This is a genomic window from Bacillus sp. EB V-12, assembly GCF_056158125.1.
The window spans coordinates 491,021-507,182 of the sequence record NZ_JBUXJL010000001.1; the positions used below are offsets into that span (position 1 = coordinate 491,021).

Below are 16,162 nucleotides of genomic sequence, written 5' to 3' on the forward strand. Positions count from 1 at the left end.
GAAAAGAATGAACTTAGATTTTTCGGCGATTACGCCTTCGATACCATATATACTAAAAGGTTTAGAAGTTACTTTGAAAATTGTAGCAGTATCAGCTTTAGCAGGATTTATTTTAGGAACGCTATTAGCACTTTGTAAAATTGCTAGAATACGAGCATTAAATATAGCAGCAGATTTTTATACATCAATTTTTCGTGGTACACCCCTTGTATTGCAATTAATGATTATTTATTTTGGTGTCCCGCAAATAATTGGTTATGAAATACCAGCATTCTTAGCTGCTGTACTTGCATTTAGCTTGAATTCAGGTGCATACATGTCAGAAGTAATTCGTGCTGGTATTCAAGCGGTGGATAAAGGACAAACAGAAGCAGCAATGGCTTTAGGGGTACCATACGGAAAAATGATGAGAAATATTATTTTCCCTCAAGCATTAAAAAATATATTACCAGCGCTTGTGAACGAATTTGCGACACTTACGAAAGAATCGGCTGTAGTAACAGTAATAGGCGCGACTGATTTAATGCGTCGTGCTTACATCGTAGGCGGTGAGACATTTAAATATCTTGAACCATTACTTTTTGTTGGACTGATTTATTATATGTTAGTCATTATTCTTACATTAGTCGGGAAGGCAATTGAAGGGAGAATGAAGAAAAGTGATTAAAATTGAAAACCTTCATAAATCATTTGGTAAAAACGAAGTATTAAAAGGAATTACAACAACGATTGAAAAAGGGGAAGTAGTTGCAATTATAGGACCTTCTGGATCAGGAAAATCAACATTTTTACGTTGTATGAATATGTTAGAAGCACCAACGGATGGTCACATTTGGATTGGAACGGAAGAAGTAACGAATCCGAAAACGAATGTTATGCATGTTCGTGAAAATGTCGGTATGGTATTTCAACATTTTCACTTATTTCCTCATATGACTGTATTAGAAAATATTACGTATGCTCCTACCAATGTAAAAGGGGTAACGAAGCAAGAAGCTGAAAAGAAAGCTGAGAAACTTTTAGAAAAGGTTGGACTAGTAGATAAAAAAGATACGTATCCAAATCGTCTTTCGGGAGGACAAAAGCAACGTGTAGCAATTGCAAGAGCGTTAGCAATGGAACCCGAAGTTATGTTATTTGATGAACCGACATCGGCGCTAGATCCAGAGATGGTGAAAGAAGTGTTAGAAGTTATGAAATCGTTAGTTACGACAGGAATGACGATGGCTATCGTTACACATGAAATGGGCTTTGCAAAAGAAGTGGCAGATCGTGTTCTTTTCTTGGACGGAGGAAAGCTTGTAGAAGATAGTGCGCCAGAAGAATTTTTTGCAGCACCGAAAAGTGAACGTGCGCAACAATTTTTACAAAAAATATTGTAATATGAAAAGGTTATGTGAATAATAAGTAGAAAAGGATGACATTGTGTCATCCTTTTTTTATACTAGCTGTAAATACGTTTATACATATAGGAGTAATGATATGTTTAAAATTGGATACCGTACAGTAAAAACAGCAATAGGGACAGGCGCGGCAGTTTTTATTGCTCAGTTATTAGGGTTGGAATTTTATAGTTCAGCAGGTATTTTAGTTATTTTATGTGTACAAAATACGAAGCGCAAATCGCTTCAAGTGTCGTTACATCGTTTTCTAGCTTGTGTATTATCAATGGTATTCGCGTTTTGTATTTTTGAAACGATCGGCTATACACCACTTGCAATTAGCATATTGTTACTTACATTTATTCCGACTGCAGTAATGCTTAAAATTCAAGAAGGCATTGTCACGAGTTCAGTTATTGTTATGCATCTATATTCATTGAAGCAAATTACATGGCTTATAGTTGGAAATGAAATTGCTATATTAACGATAGGGATTAGCGTGGCGTTATTAGTAAATATGTATATGCCGAGTAGTGAAAATAAGCTAAAAGAGTATCAGGATAAAATAGAGAGCAATTTTAAAACGATTTTGTTTGAAATGGTTGTGTATTTACGAAATCGAGAAAGTAGTTGGAGTGGGGCAGAACTCATTGAAACCGAGAATATGTTAAATGAAGCAAGAGATTTATCGTTTAAAAAACTTGAGAATGCATTTATGCGAGAAGATGATTATTACTATCGTTATTTTAATATGCGTATGCAACAATTCGAAATTTTAGAGCGAATGATACCACTAGCAGCTTCTTTATCATGGACATATGAACAAGCTGATATGATTGCAGATGTTGTTGAAAACATTGGTAATGCTATTAGCCCTGAGAGTACTGGCGTTATTTCCTTAAGGCAGCTTCAAGAAATGAGGGGATTATTTAGAGACATGCCATTACCAGCTACACGCGAAGAATTTGAGATACGTGCGAAACTTGTTCAACTTGTGTATGAAATGGAACAATATTTACTCATTAAAAGTCGCTTTAAGGGAAAGGATAATATAAAAGAACTTATATAGAAGGTAGGAATTATCTATGCCGTATCTTCTCTCTATCATATTATGTCTTTCTTTATCGCCGATTTGGCCTCTTGGGGATAATCCACGTGCCGGAGATCCTTTTATTATTGTAAATAAAGCAACGAATAAATTAGCTTACATTGACGATGGAAAGATTCAAAAGGTTTTTCCAGTAGCGACAGGGAAAACGAATGAATTAACTCCAGAAGGAACTTTTGATGTTGTAATGAAAGCGAAGGATCCGTATTATATTGCGAAGGATATTCCAGGTGGGTCGCCAAAAAATCCACTTGGGTCAAGGTGGATTGGATTTAATGCAAGAGGAACTGATGGAAGTAAATATGGAATACATGGAACAAACCAACCGAGTTCAATTGGAAAGTATATTTCACAAGGGTGTATAAGAATGAAGAAAAACGATGTGGAATATTTGTTTGATCGCATTCCAATTGGAACGAAAGTATGGATTGTGAAATCGAAAAAATCATTTCAGCAATTGGCAAAAGAAAAAGGAGCCGTTGCATATGAAAAAGCCAACGAAAAGGTTGGCTTTTTCTATTATAATAAGTTGTCTTGACATGTGTACATAACCGTGCGTTAATGAGAATATAGAAAGATAAAATTAGATAAAGGGGTTGCTCATATGTACTTGAATCCAAAACTTTCGTATATGCAGTTTTTTATGGGATTTCTATTTGTTATTACATTCATATTGGCAACTTTTAATATATGTTCTTATCTGGTAGCGATTGTATGTATGGCATTACTTAATCTAACTTTTGTTATTGGAGCATTTCAGCAGAAACAATATACAAGTTTTGTAATAGCACTTGTAATGTCATTTTCCTTTAGTATTGTAGCGATTGTGTTTTATATAAAATAAACCATCTCGATGTCGAGATGGTTTATTTTGTCATGTGTAAAAAGTAAAAAAAGGACGAACACATCGCCCTTTTTACCAAAACATACTCGCGCCAGCAAGTAATGTTGTTACAAGCATAGAAATCAGCATCACATAAACCATAACTTTTTGAGCTTTTTTATGCATCGTTATACCTCCTTGCAAATCAGTACAATTTCATTGTAACGAGAAATGAAATTATGGACAAGGGGAGAGTGAGGACAAAATTCGGGAGGGGATTGCAAAATATAACAGGAAATTTGAGTGTGTATAGAGAATATAGTAAAAGGGTATATTGTTAATTTTTAGTTGGGCAAGCTGAAGAATGGAGATACGATGATGAAAATATACGAAACAGATCGTTTATACTTAAGGGAAATTGATGAGTCGTATGCTGAAACAGTTCTTCAATATTACGACAGAAATCGTGAATTTTTAAAAGCTTGGGAAGAGTATAGACCGGATGATTTTTTTACGCTAGATTATCAAAAGAAAAAGTTGCAAAAGGATAGAAAAGAGTTCGAAGAAGGGAAAATCATCAGACTATGGATTTTTAAAAAGGGTGATGATACGAAAATAATTGGGTGTATTTCATTTAATTTAATCGTTCGTGGCATTTATCAATCTTGTGTACTCAGTTATAAATTAGATAAAGCAGAGTTAAACAAAGGGTATACGACAGAAGCGCTTAGAAAAGCAATTCAAGTTGCTTTTGGGGAATTTCAGTTACATCGTATAGAAGCTCCGATTATGCCTCGTAATTTAGCATCTATACAAGTAGTAACGAAGATAGGTTTTCAATATGAAGGCGTGTCTAGGAAGATGTTAATGGTAAATGGCGTGTGGGAAGATCATATGCGCTGGGTATTGTTAAATGAGTAATAGAAAGCAGATGGTTATCTAGACATGTAAACCATCTGTTTTTTGTCTTGTATTTCGAAACTTTTGCGAAATTCTGTTATAATTAATAGTGTTACATACATAATGGTAGTGCAGGAGGCGCAGTCTTATGATTAATCAAGAACGTTTAGTAAATGAATTTATGGAATTAGTACAAGTAGATTCTGAAACGAAATTTGAAGCAGAAATCTGCAAAGTATTAACGAAGAAATTTACAGATTTAGGTGTAGAAGTATTTGAAGATGACACAATGGCTGTAACTGGTCATGGTGCAGGTAACTTAATTTGTACTTTACCAGCAACAAAAGATGGTGTTGATACAATTTACTTTACTTCTCATATGGATACAGTAGTTCCTGGTAATGGAATTAAGCCTTCTATTAAAGATGGATATATCGTATCAGATGGTACAACAATTTTAGGTGCGGATGATAAAGCTGGATTAGCATCAATGTTCGAAGCAATCCGTGTTTTAAAAGAGAAAAATATCCCTCATGGTAAAATAGAATTTATTATTACAGTCGGAGAAGAATCAGGTCTTGTTGGTGCAAAAGCATTAGACCGTGAGCGTATTACAGCGAAATATGGCTACGCATTAGATAGCGATGGAAAAGTTGGTGAAATCGTTGTTGCAGCTCCAACACAAGCGAAAGTGAACGCAATTATTCGCGGGAAAACAGCTCACGCTGGTGTAGCGCCGGAGAAAGGTGTATCTGCAATTACTATCGCAGCGAAAGCAATTGCGAAGATGCCACTTGGTCGCATTGACTCTGAAACGACTGCAAATATTGGACGTTTTGAAGGTGGTACACAAACGAATATCGTTTGCGATCATGTACAAATCTTTGCAGAAGCTCGTTCTTTAATTAATGAGAAAATGGAAGCACAAGTTGCGAAAATGAAAGAAGCATTTGAAACAACTGCAAAAGAAATGGGCGGTCATGCAGACGTTGAAGTAAACGTTATGTACCCAGGATTTAAATTTGCTGATGGCGATCACGTTGTAGAAGTTGCAAAACGTGCAGCTGAAAAAATTGGTCGTACACCTTCTCTTCACCAAAGTGGTGGCGGAAGTGATGCAAACGTAATTGCAGGACATGGTATCCCAACAGTTAACTTAGCGGTTGGTTATGAAGAAATTCATACAACAAACGAGAAGATTCCTGTTGAAGAATTAGCAAAAACAGCAGAATTAGTTGTTGCAATTATTGAAGAAGTAGCGAAGTAATGGAATAGAAAAAGCGTGTAAATCAATTATGATTTACACGCTTTTTATTTTGATTCGATTGCTTTGACAAGACGTATAAGCGAATATAAGAAAAACTATGGAAGTATATACGTTGTTGCTACATGTACTAGACGAGGGAATAACCCTAACGTATTCATATTGAAAATCGGAAGTAGTAAATAATTAATTGCAATGATTAATATAACTACAAGGAATGTATAGTTGAGTTTATCCCGCTATTTGCCGGACAGTAAGACCCCCACCTCAAAATTCAGCGAAAGTAAAGAAGTTAGGTGGGGGCCCTGCTGCCCGTAAAAGTCCGATTAGTGAGAGTTGATTAAAGTTTCGATTTATATCGATTATAAAAAAGAACAAGTAATTATTATAACTATTGTGCAAAATTTGATATAATAAAAGAACGAACGTTCTGATTAGGGAGTGAGTACTATGCGAGAAATGTATCCGAAAAATGGTCGTGTTATTTTACATGTAGATATGAATTGCTTTTTCGCATCTGTTGAAATTGCTCATGATCCATCATTACAAGGAAAGCCATTAGCGGTTGCTGGAAATGAAAAAGAGAGAAAAGGAATTATTATAACATGTAGTTATGAGGCGAGGGAATACGGAATACGTACGACGATGCCCCTTTGGGAAGCGAAAAGGTTATGCCCGCAATTAGTTGTAAGGCGTCCTAATTTCACATTATATCGCGAAGCTTCATTTCAAATGTTTCAAGTCCTTTCTCGTTTTACAGAAAAGATACAACCAGTCTCAATAGATGAAGGATATTTAGATATTACAGATTGCTACGCACTTGGTTCGCCTCTTGAAATAGCAAAGATGATTCAACAAGCACTATTAACAGAGTTGCAGCTTCCGTGTAGTATCGGAATCGCTCCAAATCTTTTCCTAGCAAAAACAGCTTCTGATATGAAAAAACCTCTCGGTATTACCGTACTTCGAAAACGTGATATTCCAGAAATGATTTGGCCACTTTCAGTTGAAGCAATGCATGGGATTGGAGAAAAAACAGCTGAAAAATTAAATGAAATTCATATACATACAATTGAACAGTTAGCGAAGGGAGACGAGCATATCATTCGCGCTAAAATTGGCAAGCACGGTATTGATTTACAAAAGCGTGCAAAAGGTACGGATGATAGGGAAGTGGATCCGAGTCAAATGGGCCAACATAAAAGTGTCGGTAACTCGATGACTTTTTCAAAGGATATGGATGAAGAGAAAGAATTACTTGATATGTTAGAACGGTTATCAAAATCAGTGAGTAAAAGATTACAAAAGCGAACCCTTGTCAGCTATAATATTCAAATTATGATTAAATACCATGATAGGCGAACAGTAACACGGAGTAAGCAATTGAAAAATGCAATTTGGGAAGAACGCGATATTTTTCAAGCAGCATCCCGTTTATGGAAGCAACATTGGGATGGTGATTCCGTTCGTTTACTAGGTGTTACAGCTACTGAAATAGAGTGGAAGACAGAATCGGTGAAACAATTAGATTTATTTTCATTTGAAGAGGATGCGAAAAAAGAACCACTACTTGCTGTCATTGATCAAATTAACGATAAGTATGGAACACCGATTTTACAACGAGGTAGTCAACTACTACGTAAGCAAGAGAAGTCGTTTCAACAAAAGTTAGAAAATAAGTTTATGTAGAAGGTGTCATGAAGTAGTAAAATCATGACACCTTTCCTATTATACAGGCACCAAGTGATACGAGAGCATTTGTCCGTAACCCAGCCATTCGGTGTCTCCATTGTCTTTCCATTCCAATGCAAGCTCCTACAATAATTGCTATAACTAACCTGAATACAATGTCGTACCATACCATCATGGTCACCTCCATATATAATATGTGTTATGTTTTTTAGAATGAGCGGGGGATACCCACTCATTCTTATTTTTACAACCAGCTATGAAACTTTTTAATATAAAGCTTTTTCAGGAATTGTGTTAAAAAAGCGTAGCCTAATAGTATTCCTACTAACCAAGGGAAATAGTTAAGTGGCAATGCTTGTAAACCAACGGCTGCACCAAGTGGTGAGAATGGAATATAAATCCCGATTGCCATAATAAGAGCGGTTAATAAAACGACTGGTGTTGATGCAGTGCTTTGAATAAATGGAATCTTTTGTGTTCTTATCATGTGAACAATTAAAGTTTGTGTTAACAACCCAACGACAAACCAACCGGACTGGAATAATGATTGCTCGCTCGGTGTATTTGCACCAAATACATTCCACATGACTACGTATGTGATAATATCAAATATAGAACTAATTGGGCCGATACAAATAATGAAGTTTCGTAAGTTTGCAGTATCCCATTTTCGTGGTTTTTCTAGAAACTCTTTATCCATTTTGTCCCATGGAATAGAAAGTTGTGAAATATCATAAAGTAAGTTTTGAATTAAAAGATGAATGGCAAGCATCGGTAAAAAAGGAATGAAAGCACTTGCTACTAACACGCTAAACACATTACCGAAGTTAGAGCTAGCTGTCATCTTAATATATTTTAAAATATTTCCGAATGTAGTACGTCCTTCTAAAATCCCTGCTTCTAATATAGTTAAACTTTTTTCGAGTAGAATAATATCGGAAGCTTCTTTCGCAATATCAGTAGCAGTATCAACAGATATTCCGACATCAGCTTCACGTAATGCTACAGCATCGTTAATGCCGTCTCCCATGTAACCTACAGTGTCTCCATTTCCTTGTAATGCGTGTATAATACGAGATTTTTGCATGGGATTAAGCTTCGCAAATACAGTCGTTTCTTCGGCAAGTTTTGCTAATGCTTTATCTGGTAAAGAATCAATCTCGTAACCGAGGATTGGTTCGCAGATATCTAATCCAACTTCTATACAAACCTTTCTTGTAACAATTTCGTTATCGCCAGTTAAAATTTTCACTTGTACACCATGTTTTTGTAATGCTTGAATTGCAGCTGCTGCAGATGGTTTCGGTGGATCTAAAAAGCCGATATATCCAGCGAGAATCATATCAGTTTCGTCTTTTACTGCGTACTCTGTATCATTTATTCTTCTATCTTTTTTATAAGCAACAGCAATAACCCGCATACCTTCACTATTTAGTGTCTCACTTAGTTTTTTGACATTTGAACGTATTTCCTCGGTGAGTGGAACGATTTTTTCATCCACTTCAGTGTAGTTACAAATTGATAAAATTTCTTCTACGGCACCTTTACAAACCATTGTATGTTCACCTGAAATATCCTTTACGATGACTGACATACGCCGGCGGGCGAAATCGAATGGAATTTCATCTAGCTTTTGAAAAGCTGATGGATTAAATGTATTGTTTTCCTCTGTATGCTTAATAACAGCTTTATCTATTAAATTTTTCAATCCAGTTTGATAGAAACTATTTAAATAGGCAAATTGCAAGACGCGATTGCATTCATTTCCCTTGGGATCTAAGTGACGAACAAGGACAACTTTATCTTCTGTTAAAGTTCCGGTTTTATCTGTACAAAGAATGTTCATAGCACCTAAGTTTTGAATAGAATTTAGCTGTTTTACAATTACTTTTTGTTTAGACATGTTAACGGCACCTTTAGCTAAATTAGCAGTTACAATCATCGGTAACATTTCAGGTGTAAGGCCGACAGCGACGGCAATAGCGAAGAAGAAAGCTTCTTGCCAATCACCTTTTGTGAATCCATTAATGAGAAGGACAATAGGTGCCATAATAAGCATGAATGTAATTAAGAGCCAGCTTACTTTGTTTACACCTTTATCAAAGCTTGTTTCTACACGCTTTCCAATTACCTTATTGGCTAAAGAGCCGAAATACGTATCGGTACTTGTTGAGATGACAACAGCTTTTGCGCTACCACTTACAATATTTGTTCCCATGAAACAAAGGTTTTCCATATCGAGTGGATTGTAATTTTTTTTCATGTTTGTCGGTAAGATATGCTTATTTTCTGTATGGTAGCAGTGTTCGTATTTTTCTACAGGAAGTGCTTCCCCTGTTAAAGAAGATTGATTAACAAATAAATCTTTAGCGGATACAATACGCACATCAGCTGGAACGATATCACCGGCTGAAAGGGAAATGATATCGCCAGGTACAAGTTCCTCAATTGGAATTTCTGTTGTGTAATTTCGATTTAAATTCGTTACATTTTTTGTTTCATGTACAAATCCATTTATTCTAAATACGCTCGCAGTTGTTCGAACCATAGCCTTTAACTTATCGGCAGCTTTTTGAGAACGAAATTCTTGGGAAAACCGAATTGTTGCACTAAGTAGTACCATTGCAGATACGACAATTGTTCCTTGCATATCATCCGTGAAAAAGGAGAGTGCTCCAAGAGCTAATAAAACGAAAATAAATGGATTTTTAAATGCCGACAGAAATTGAATGTACCACGGTGCCATTTTATTATGAGCTATTTCGTTCGGACCATATAAAGAAAGTCTACGAGACGCTTCTTGTTTAGATAATCCATCTTGTGTTGTTTCTAAAAGTTTTAACGCAGAGCTTACATCTTGTGTTGCAACCTCCACTAATAATTCGTTATTTGTTTTCATGCTATCTTGCTCATAAGCATGCTTTGTTTCTTGTCTTTGTAAATTAAACATCGGTAGTTCCTCCTCTGTCATGAAGGAGGAAACAATCTGTTACCTAACTATTTGAAATGGTGAGGAACAGTTTCTTTCCTACCTACATGATGAAATATGAATGTAAAACGTATGGGTATCTGGGCCGAATCATCAATTGCCAACTGTTCCTCACCTCCGTACAATTTAGTAGTTTCTGAATATGCTATGTTTGTTTCATAGTAAGGTGCATATAGACGTAAAAAGACCTTTACTCAAAACGAGTAAAGGTCTGAATTCGCAGTTAAAAGAGTCCACAACAAAGACTGTTAGTAGACATAAATAAAAACAGTTTTTGTGTATGACAAAATACATGCACCTCTCCCTCGTTGAGTTTTAGCACTGTATAGCATAGGTACTGAAACCAGCTACATTAAAAAAGGCCTTCATTCCGACCTTTCCTGTTGACCCATTGGCGTCTCTCGACATTTTTGGGCAGCAGCGTTTCTCTATACAGGAGCCTCACCTAACAGAGAACATATTCAATTACATGTTGAATGTTAGCACTGTAAAATTGTAGTGTCAATATCTTTTTTATCTGTGTTTTTAAAATATTAAACGGATTTATAATAGATATGTGGGATGAAATGTATGATATTGATTATAAATAATATGAAAAATAAATATTTTTATAAAAGGGGAATTTGTAATGGTACCACAAAATTTTATTATAAATATTGAGAATCAAAAGTGGTTGTTTAATGAGCAGGAAGATTTATGTTCTCACGGGGAAATTTATTTAAATGTGGATGGAACGATTATTACACAAACAGGTATGGATGAGGAATGGGGAATAAGTGAATCAGCTTTAGCTCTGTTACGAACTTTAGATAAAGAATATATTTGTGATATTGAAAATGAAGAGGGGCTTATTTTGCACGGATGTGGCACTATGCTCATGTTAGGATGCCCAATTTCAATTCATTGGACTATAAACCATATAGGTGAAAATGTGGTTTTAAAGGATTTTGTCAAAGTTATTTCTACTGATCAAAAGGCTATATACTATGAAGGGCTTCATATAGAAGTAAATGAAAATGAATATAGAAAACAAATTGTTTCTTTTGCGCTACAGGCAAAAGAATTATTCAATAAATCAAGTGAAAAGATAATTTTAAATGAGTTTGAGCGAAGTATGTATACCGACTTTTGGATGGAATATGATCATTTGTTAAATAAGTATAAATAAAAAAGCACTGTAACCAGTGCTTTTTTATTATAGATTACGAGATTGTAGGGTTTTCAAAAATAACAATCTCTGAACTGTTTGTAGTTGAAACGCGTTGGGCGTAATATGTTAAAGCTGAAGAAATATATGCTGGTAACGTATCATTTGTATGTGATGTTGTATATTCATGGATTAATTCCTTTAAAGTTGTCCATTCTAATTGTGCTGGGTGATCAGACACGAAAGAACTTACCCAGCGATCAAATGAAGATGAAAAATCAGTTTGTAAACGAAATACTTCTTTCATAATAAAACGCTCCCTTAAAATGTAGTATAATTATTTTAACACAAAACACGAACGATAGCTAAATTTTTTGAGTATAACGTTCGTGTTATATAGTTGTCTAGATGTTTGGTTATGTAAATTCAATTTGCCATTTGAAATAACATTCCGTAAGATGAGAGATAGAGTATATTTAGAGCTGGAGGAAAGAAAGTGGAATTTGTATTTTTAGGAACTGGTGCAGGTGTTCCTTCAAAAGGAAGGAACGTTTCAGCAATTGCTTTACAATTGTTAGAAGAACGAGGACAAACTTGGTTATTTGATTGTGGTGAGGCCACGCAACATCAAATATTACATACATCTGTACGTCCGCGCCGCATTGAAAAAATATTTATTACGCATTTACATGGCGATCATATTTTTGGATTGCCTGGTTTATTAGGTAGCCGTTCATTTCAAGGAGGAACTACGCCTTTAACGGTGTATGGACCGAAAGGAATTAAACAATTTATTGAAGTGGCATTATCGGTAAGTACGACACATGTGAAATATCCACTTGAAGTTGTGGAGATAACAGAAGAAGGTACCGTATTTGAAGATAATGAATTTTATGTAGAAACGAAAAGATTGTCACACGGTATAGAATGCTTTGGATATCGTATTGTAGAGAAAGATATACAAGGTGCTCTTTTAGTTGATAAGTTGCTTGAGATGGGTGTGAAACCAGGTCCAATCTTTAAACGTTTAAAAGATGGTGAAGTAGTTGAATTAGAGGATGGCACGATATTAAATGGAAATGAGTTTATCGGCCCACCTCAAAAAGGAAGAATTATTACTATCTTAGGTGATACGCGATATTGCGAAGCGAGTAGGGAGCTTGCGCAAGATGCAGATGTACTTGTCCATGAAGCGACTTTCGCAGCAGAAGATGAGCAACAAGCGTATGATTATTTTCATTCTACATCTAAGCAAGCTGCGAGCATTGCACTTCAGGCAAATGCGAAGCGACTAATATTAACTCACATTAGTTCTCGCTATCAAGGAGATACATATAAGGAATTATTGAAAGAGGCTAGAGAGTTGTTTTCTAATACAGAAATAGCGACAGATTTGAAATCATTCCCAGTAGAAAAATAATTATTTTGTAAAAAATGGTAACAGCGGGTTACCATTTTTTTATGTCTAAAAAAATTTAAAAATAAAACTGTTATTATTTTATACTTATACTTGGATGATACAGAAAATTAGGATGGTTTGAATATATAGGATAAAAATACGAAATAATGATTATTTAGAAAAACTGTTATATAAGTCAGATGACATACAAGTGATACAAATAGCAGAAATGGACTTTTATTCAGAACTTTTAAAATTCAACAAAAGTAAGCGTTTTATAAAAAACAAGCTATAATGAGGGCAGATTATAATTTATGATAAGTCGCATGTATTTTAGTCATTATCGTAACAAGTGAAGTTGACTAAATCATGAGAGAGTAACACGAGAATTATAATAGGAAAGATATTACTATTATTTGTCATAAGTCTTTTTCACTTTTTAGCTAAACGATATGATTAGCAAGTGTAGCTATTGCGAGTTCCTTAGTAGAAGCTTTTTATTAATAAGGTGGTGGAGATTTAATTGGTACACCACTCTTTAAAAGAGTTCAGAACATCAGCAGGTAGTCTAGGCGGAATAGCGGGTGCAAATTTAGTTGCATTAGCAATGGTTATATCACTTGTTTATGCTATGCTTGCAATGGCTTCTGTGTTAAACTTTGGATTGCTACCAGACTTTATTCTGGATTATCTTGTATCATTTTTAAATGAAAATAATGCTAAGATTCTTATGTATTATGATAACTGGTATTATTTCAGGTTATATTGGATTACTTTTATTCAAAAACTATCCAATTCGTACAGCAGAACAAATTCGTGGTACAACTGGAAAAGCGACAGATGTAGCAGCTTAATAGAATAGTAGAATAAATTTTTTCATAGAGGTTTAGGGGGAGTTATGATGAAGTATCGCTCAGTATTTGATATTATCGGTCCAGTTATGATTGGACCATCAAGTTCACATACAGCAGGCGCAGCAAGAATGGGGCAAGTTGCTCGCCAGCTGTTTCGTCATGAACCAGAAAGAGTAAGCATTTCGTTATATGGATCATTTGCAAAGACGTATCGAGGGCATGGTACGGATGTAGCACTAATCGGTGGAATATTAGGATTTGAAACAGATGACTTACGTATTCCAGAGGCGCTAGAAATAGCAAAAGAGCGCGAAATTGAAGTGGAATTCATTGAAGAAGATGCCAATGCACCTCACCCAAATACAGCGAGAATTCGTTTGTATAAAGGTGAAGATGAAATTGAAGTTGTTGCTTGCTCAATTGGTGGCGGTAAAATTGAAGTTGTAGAATTAAACGGATTCGATCTTCAATTATCAGGCACGAGCCCAGCACTACTTATTGTAAATAACGATCGCTTCGGTGCTATTGCAGCGGTAGCTTCAATCCTTGCGAAACATGAGATTAACATTAGCACAATGAGTGTTTCTCGTAAAGAAAAAGGAAGAAGAGCGCTTATGGTCATTGAAACAGATGAATTATTAGCAGATGAAGTAATTGAAGAAATAAAAGCGCAACAAAATATTTGTCAAGTAACTATTATGGAATAATTGCAGGGGGGACACACCATGTTTCGGAACGCAGCGGAACTAGTGGCGCAAGCTAAAGAACAAAATGTAAAAATCGCAGAAATTATGATTCAATGTGAAATGGAAACAAGAAGTATTTCACGTGAAGAAGTAATTGCTGGTATGGAAAAGAACTTAGTCGTGATGGAGCAAGCAGTAGAACGTGGTATTCGCGGCGTGAAATCACCAACTGGTTTAACTGGTGGAGATGCTGTAAAAGTTCAAGCGTATATGAAGAGCGGAAAAGGCTTATCTGGAGATACGATTTTGGATGCAGTAAGCAAAGCTGTTGCAACAAATGAAGTAAACGCAGCGATGGGAATTATTTGTGCAACACCAACAGCAGGTTCTGCTGGAACAGTGCCAGGTGTACTATTTGCACTAAGAGAAAAATTGCAGCCTACACGTGAAGAAATGATTGAATTCTTATTTACAGCAGGAGCTTTCGGTATGGTTGTTGCGAATAACGCTTGTATTTCTGGTGCAGCGGGAGGATGCCAAGCTGAAGTTGGTTCAGCAAGTGGAATGGCGGCTGCAGCTGCAGTTGAGATGGCTGGTGGAACACAAGATCAAGCAGCTACAGCGATGGCAATTTCATTAAAGAACATGCTTGGTTTAGTGTGTGATCCTGTTGCAGGACTTGTAGAAGTACCTTGTGTAAAACGTAATGCAGCAGGAGCTGCGAATGCGATGATTTCAGCAGATTTAGCATTAGCTGGTGTAACGAGTACAATTCCATGTGATGAAGTAATTGAGGCAATGTTTAGAATCGGACAAACGATGCCAGTAGCACTTCGTGAAACAGCAGAAGGTGGACTTGCAGCAACGCCGACTGGTCGTCGCCTGCAAGAAGAGATTTTTGGGAAGAACAATAACTAAGTGTAATTATAGAAAAAGGAGCTCAAATAAACTTGAGCTCCTTTTTCTATTTTTCTTTTGTTAGTTGTTCTAATGTTTTTCCAAGATTATGTGATCGTTTCGTTGCCTGTGTAATACAAGAAATAAGTGCTTGTTGAAATTTATGTTCTTGTAATACTTCAATACCTGCTTCGGTAGTTCCACCAGGAGAAGTAATTTCCTTTCTCAAAATAGAAGGGTGTTTGTCACTTGCTTTTAGCATTTCAGCAGCACCAATCATCGTTTGAAGAATAAGTGATTTTGCAACATCTTCTTTTAAACCAATTTTTTTTGCAGCTTCTTCCATAGCTTCCACTACGTAATAAATATAAGCAGGTCCACTTCCGGATAATGCAGTGACAGCATGCATATCTTCTTCCTCTACAACAGAGACGAGACCAATCGTTTCAAATAAAGATGTTGCAGTGCGAATATGCTCCGCTGTTGCATGTTTTGAAGGGGAGATAGCGGTAGCTGATTTTAAAATGGCTGCGGAGGTATTTGGCATTGCACGAATAATTGGAACGTCTTTTTGAAGTAGTTTTCTAATTGAGTCAGTAGAAACACCTGCTAGTAATGAAATAATAAGCACGTTATTATTTATGTATTCTTTAAAAGGGGTAAGCGCCTCTGCAACATCCTTTGGTTTCATTGCTAGAAAAAGAATATTTGCATCAGTAAGTAATTCTTTTTTATTATGAGTACCTTTGACACCGTATTTTTTATGTAGCTCTTGTAATCTTGTCTCGTTAGAACGATTACTTACAGTAATTTGTTCACCTTTAACGACATTTGCATGTAACAAGCCACCAATAATAGCTTCGGCAATAGAGCCTGCACCGAGAAAGGAAATGTTTTGAATAGACATGATGTTCCTCCTTTAATTTTGGTTAGAAATTCTTATAAATGTACATACATTCGTTTTTTTATAGGAAACACCTCTTTTTATCTGAAAATAATGACAAATATATATAGAAGTTGT

16 protein-coding genes, 1 pseudogene and 1 riboswitch are annotated in these 16,162 nt (G+C 35.7%); of the genes and pseudogenes, 12 read left to right on the forward strand and 5 right to left on the reverse strand.

Going from position 1 to position 16,162, the window contains the following annotated elements; translation table 11 throughout:
- Positions 1 to 7 precede the first annotated feature (7 nt).
- The 5 genes from ACZDYH_RS02635 (at position 8) to ACZDYH_RS02655 (ending at position 3,334) form a co-directional block, all read left to right on the forward strand.
- Entirely contained in the window at positions 8 to 667 is a 660-nt protein-coding gene (locus tag ACZDYH_RS02635; RefSeq protein WP_001046916.1) for an amino acid ABC transporter permease, read from the forward strand.
- Positions 660 to 1,382: an amino acid ABC transporter ATP-binding protein gene (locus tag ACZDYH_RS02640; protein ID WP_000590206.1), complete on the forward strand. Its 723-nt coding sequence runs from the start codon at positions 660 to 662 to the stop codon at positions 1,380 to 1,382. The genes ACZDYH_RS02635 and ACZDYH_RS02640 overlap by 8 nt, the downstream gene beginning before the upstream one ends.
- Positions 1,383 to 1,482: 100 nt before the next feature.
- Positions 1,483 to 2,451: an aromatic acid exporter family protein gene (locus ACZDYH_RS02645; RefSeq protein WP_000472673.1), complete on the forward strand. Its 969-nt coding sequence runs from the start codon at positions 1,483 to 1,485 to the stop codon at positions 2,449 to 2,451.
- Between the two features lie 16 nt (positions 2,452 to 2,467).
- A complete protein-coding gene (locus ACZDYH_RS02650; RefSeq protein WP_001146566.1) occupies positions 2,468 to 3,028 on the forward strand; it encodes a L,D-transpeptidase in 561 nt (186 codons plus the stop codon).
- Between the two features lie 66 nt (positions 3,029 to 3,094).
- Positions 3,095 to 3,334, forward strand: coding sequence for a DUF3894 domain-containing protein (locus ACZDYH_RS02655; RefSeq protein ID WP_000281167.1), 240 nt, complete (start codon positions 3,095 to 3,097; stop codon positions 3,332 to 3,334).
- Between the two features lie 72 nt (positions 3,335 to 3,406).
- Here the strand turns inward: ACZDYH_RS02655 and prli42 are convergent, their stop codons facing one another.
- Positions 3,407 to 3,499 (reverse strand): stressosome-associated protein Prli42, encoded by a 93-nt coding sequence (gene prli42 / locus ACZDYH_RS02660; RefSeq protein ID WP_000549040.1) that lies wholly within the window; start codon positions 3,497 to 3,499, stop codon positions 3,407 to 3,409.
- A 189-nt stretch (positions 3,500 to 3,688) separates the two neighbouring features.
- On the opposite strand from prli42, the gene ACZDYH_RS02665 reads away from it, so the two are divergent.
- The 3 genes from ACZDYH_RS02665 (at position 3,689) to ACZDYH_RS02675 (ending at position 7,166) form a co-directional block, all read left to right on the forward strand.
- Positions 3,689 to 4,234, forward strand: coding sequence for a GNAT family N-acetyltransferase (locus ACZDYH_RS02665; RefSeq protein WP_001987197.1), 546 nt, complete (start codon positions 3,689 to 3,691; stop codon positions 4,232 to 4,234).
- Between the two features lie 127 nt (positions 4,235 to 4,361).
- Positions 4,362 to 5,480: a tripeptidase T gene (locus tag ACZDYH_RS02670; RefSeq protein ID WP_000609803.1), complete on the forward strand. Its 1,119-nt coding sequence runs from the start codon at positions 4,362 to 4,364 to the stop codon at positions 5,478 to 5,480.
- Positions 5,481 to 5,927: 447 nt separating this feature from the next.
- On the forward strand, positions 5,928 to 7,166 hold the full coding sequence (locus ACZDYH_RS02675) for a DNA polymerase IV (RefSeq protein ID WP_001208858.1): 1,239 nt from the start codon (positions 5,928 to 5,930) through the stop codon (positions 7,164 to 7,166).
- A 40-nt stretch (positions 7,167 to 7,206) separates the two neighbouring features.
- Here ACZDYH_RS02675 and ACZDYH_RS02680 read toward each other — a convergent pair.
- Positions 7,207 to 7,341, reverse strand: a pseudogene (locus ACZDYH_RS02680) (MgtC/SapB family protein); the annotation flags it as partial.
- Between the two features lie 72 nt (positions 7,342 to 7,413).
- Complete coding sequence (mgtA, locus tag ACZDYH_RS02685) at positions 7,414 to 10,119, reverse strand: magnesium-translocating P-type ATPase (RefSeq protein WP_142384832.1); 2,706 nt, start codon at positions 10,117 to 10,119, stop codon at positions 7,414 to 7,416.
- Positions 10,120 to 10,452: 333 nt separating this feature from the next.
- Positions 10,453 to 10,618, reverse strand: a riboswitch (M-box (ykoK) riboswitch).
- Positions 10,619 to 10,786: 168 nt separating this feature from the next.
- Here mgtA and ACZDYH_RS02690 point away from each other — a divergent pair.
- Entirely contained in the window at positions 10,787 to 11,326 is a 540-nt protein-coding gene (locus ACZDYH_RS02690) for a hypothetical protein (RefSeq protein WP_000249063.1), read from the forward strand.
- A 34-nt stretch (positions 11,327 to 11,360) separates the two neighbouring features.
- On the opposite strand, the gene ACZDYH_RS02695 is transcribed toward ACZDYH_RS02690, so the two are convergent.
- Positions 11,361 to 11,612: a DUF3932 family protein gene (locus tag ACZDYH_RS02695; RefSeq protein ID WP_000665709.1), complete on the reverse strand. Its 252-nt coding sequence runs from the start codon at positions 11,610 to 11,612 to the stop codon at positions 11,361 to 11,363.
- 189 nt (positions 11,613 to 11,801) lie between these two features.
- Between ACZDYH_RS02695 and rnz the strand changes: the two genes are divergently transcribed.
- The 3 genes from rnz (at position 11,802) to sdaAA (ending at position 15,162) form a co-directional block, all read left to right on the forward strand.
- Complete coding sequence (rnz, locus tag ACZDYH_RS02700; protein WP_000397455.1) at positions 11,802 to 12,725, forward strand: ribonuclease Z; 924 nt, start codon at positions 11,802 to 11,804, stop codon at positions 12,723 to 12,725.
- An 880-nt stretch (positions 12,726 to 13,605) separates the two neighbouring features.
- A complete protein-coding gene (gene sdaAB / locus ACZDYH_RS02705) occupies positions 13,606 to 14,265 on the forward strand; it encodes an L-serine ammonia-lyase, iron-sulfur-dependent subunit beta (protein ID WP_000877445.1) in 660 nt (219 codons plus the stop codon).
- Between the two features lie 18 nt (positions 14,266 to 14,283).
- On the forward strand, positions 14,284 to 15,162 hold the full coding sequence (sdaAA, locus tag ACZDYH_RS02710) for an L-serine ammonia-lyase, iron-sulfur-dependent, subunit alpha (protein WP_000489461.1): 879 nt from the start codon (positions 14,284 to 14,286) through the stop codon (positions 15,160 to 15,162).
- Positions 15,163 to 15,208: 46 nt separating this feature from the next.
- Here the strand turns inward: sdaAA and proI are convergent, their stop codons facing one another.
- On the reverse strand, positions 15,209 to 16,048 hold the full coding sequence (proI, locus tag ACZDYH_RS02715; protein WP_000027249.1) for a pyrroline-5-carboxylate reductase ProI: 840 nt from the start codon (positions 16,046 to 16,048) through the stop codon (positions 15,209 to 15,211).
- Positions 16,049 to 16,162: the final 114 nt, after the last annotated feature.

What these genes read in the sequence shown, in the direction of transcription:
- ACZDYH_RS02635 (WP_001046916.1), top strand. Translation starts at nt 8, where the DNA reads ATGAACTTAGATTTTTCGGCGATTACGCCTTCGATACCATATATACTA.
- ACZDYH_RS02645 (WP_000472673.1), top strand. Translation starts at nt 1,483, where the DNA reads ATGTTTAAAATTGGATACCGTACAGTAAAAACAGCAATAGGGACAGGC.
- ACZDYH_RS02650 (WP_001146566.1), top strand. Translation starts at nt 2,468, where the DNA reads ATGCCGTATCTTCTCTCTATCATATTATGTCTTTCTTTATCGCCGATT.
- ACZDYH_RS02655 (WP_000281167.1), top strand. Translation starts at nt 3,095, where the DNA reads ATGTACTTGAATCCAAAACTTTCGTATATGCAGTTTTTTATGGGATTT.
- prli42 (WP_000549040.1), bottom strand. Translation starts at nt 3,499, where the DNA reads ATGCATAAAAAAGCTCAAAAAGTTATGGTTTATGTGATGCTGATTTCT.
- ACZDYH_RS02665 (WP_001987197.1), top strand. Translation starts at nt 3,689, where the DNA reads ATGATGAAAATATACGAAACAGATCGTTTATACTTAAGGGAAATTGAT.
- ACZDYH_RS02670 (WP_000609803.1), top strand. Translation starts at nt 4,362, where the DNA reads ATGATTAATCAAGAACGTTTAGTAAATGAATTTATGGAATTAGTACAA.
- ACZDYH_RS02675 (WP_001208858.1), top strand. Translation starts at nt 5,928, where the DNA reads ATGCGAGAAATGTATCCGAAAAATGGTCGTGTTATTTTACATGTAGAT.
- mgtA (WP_142384832.1), bottom strand. Translation starts at nt 10,119, where the DNA reads ATGTTTAATTTACAAAGACAAGAAACAAAGCATGCTTATGAGCAAGAT.
- ACZDYH_RS02690 (WP_000249063.1), top strand. Translation starts at nt 10,787, where the DNA reads ATGGTACCACAAAATTTTATTATAAATATTGAGAATCAAAAGTGGTTG.
- ACZDYH_RS02695 (WP_000665709.1), bottom strand. Translation starts at nt 11,612, where the DNA reads ATGAAAGAAGTATTTCGTTTACAAACTGATTTTTCATCTTCATTTGAT.
- sdaAB (WP_000877445.1), top strand. Translation starts at nt 13,606, where the DNA reads ATGAAGTATCGCTCAGTATTTGATATTATCGGTCCAGTTATGATTGGA.
- sdaAA (WP_000489461.1), top strand. Translation starts at nt 14,284, where the DNA reads ATGTTTCGGAACGCAGCGGAACTAGTGGCGCAAGCTAAAGAACAAAAT.
- proI (WP_000027249.1), bottom strand. Translation starts at nt 16,048, where the DNA reads ATGTCTATTCAAAACATTTCCTTTCTCGGTGCAGGCTCTATTGCCGAA.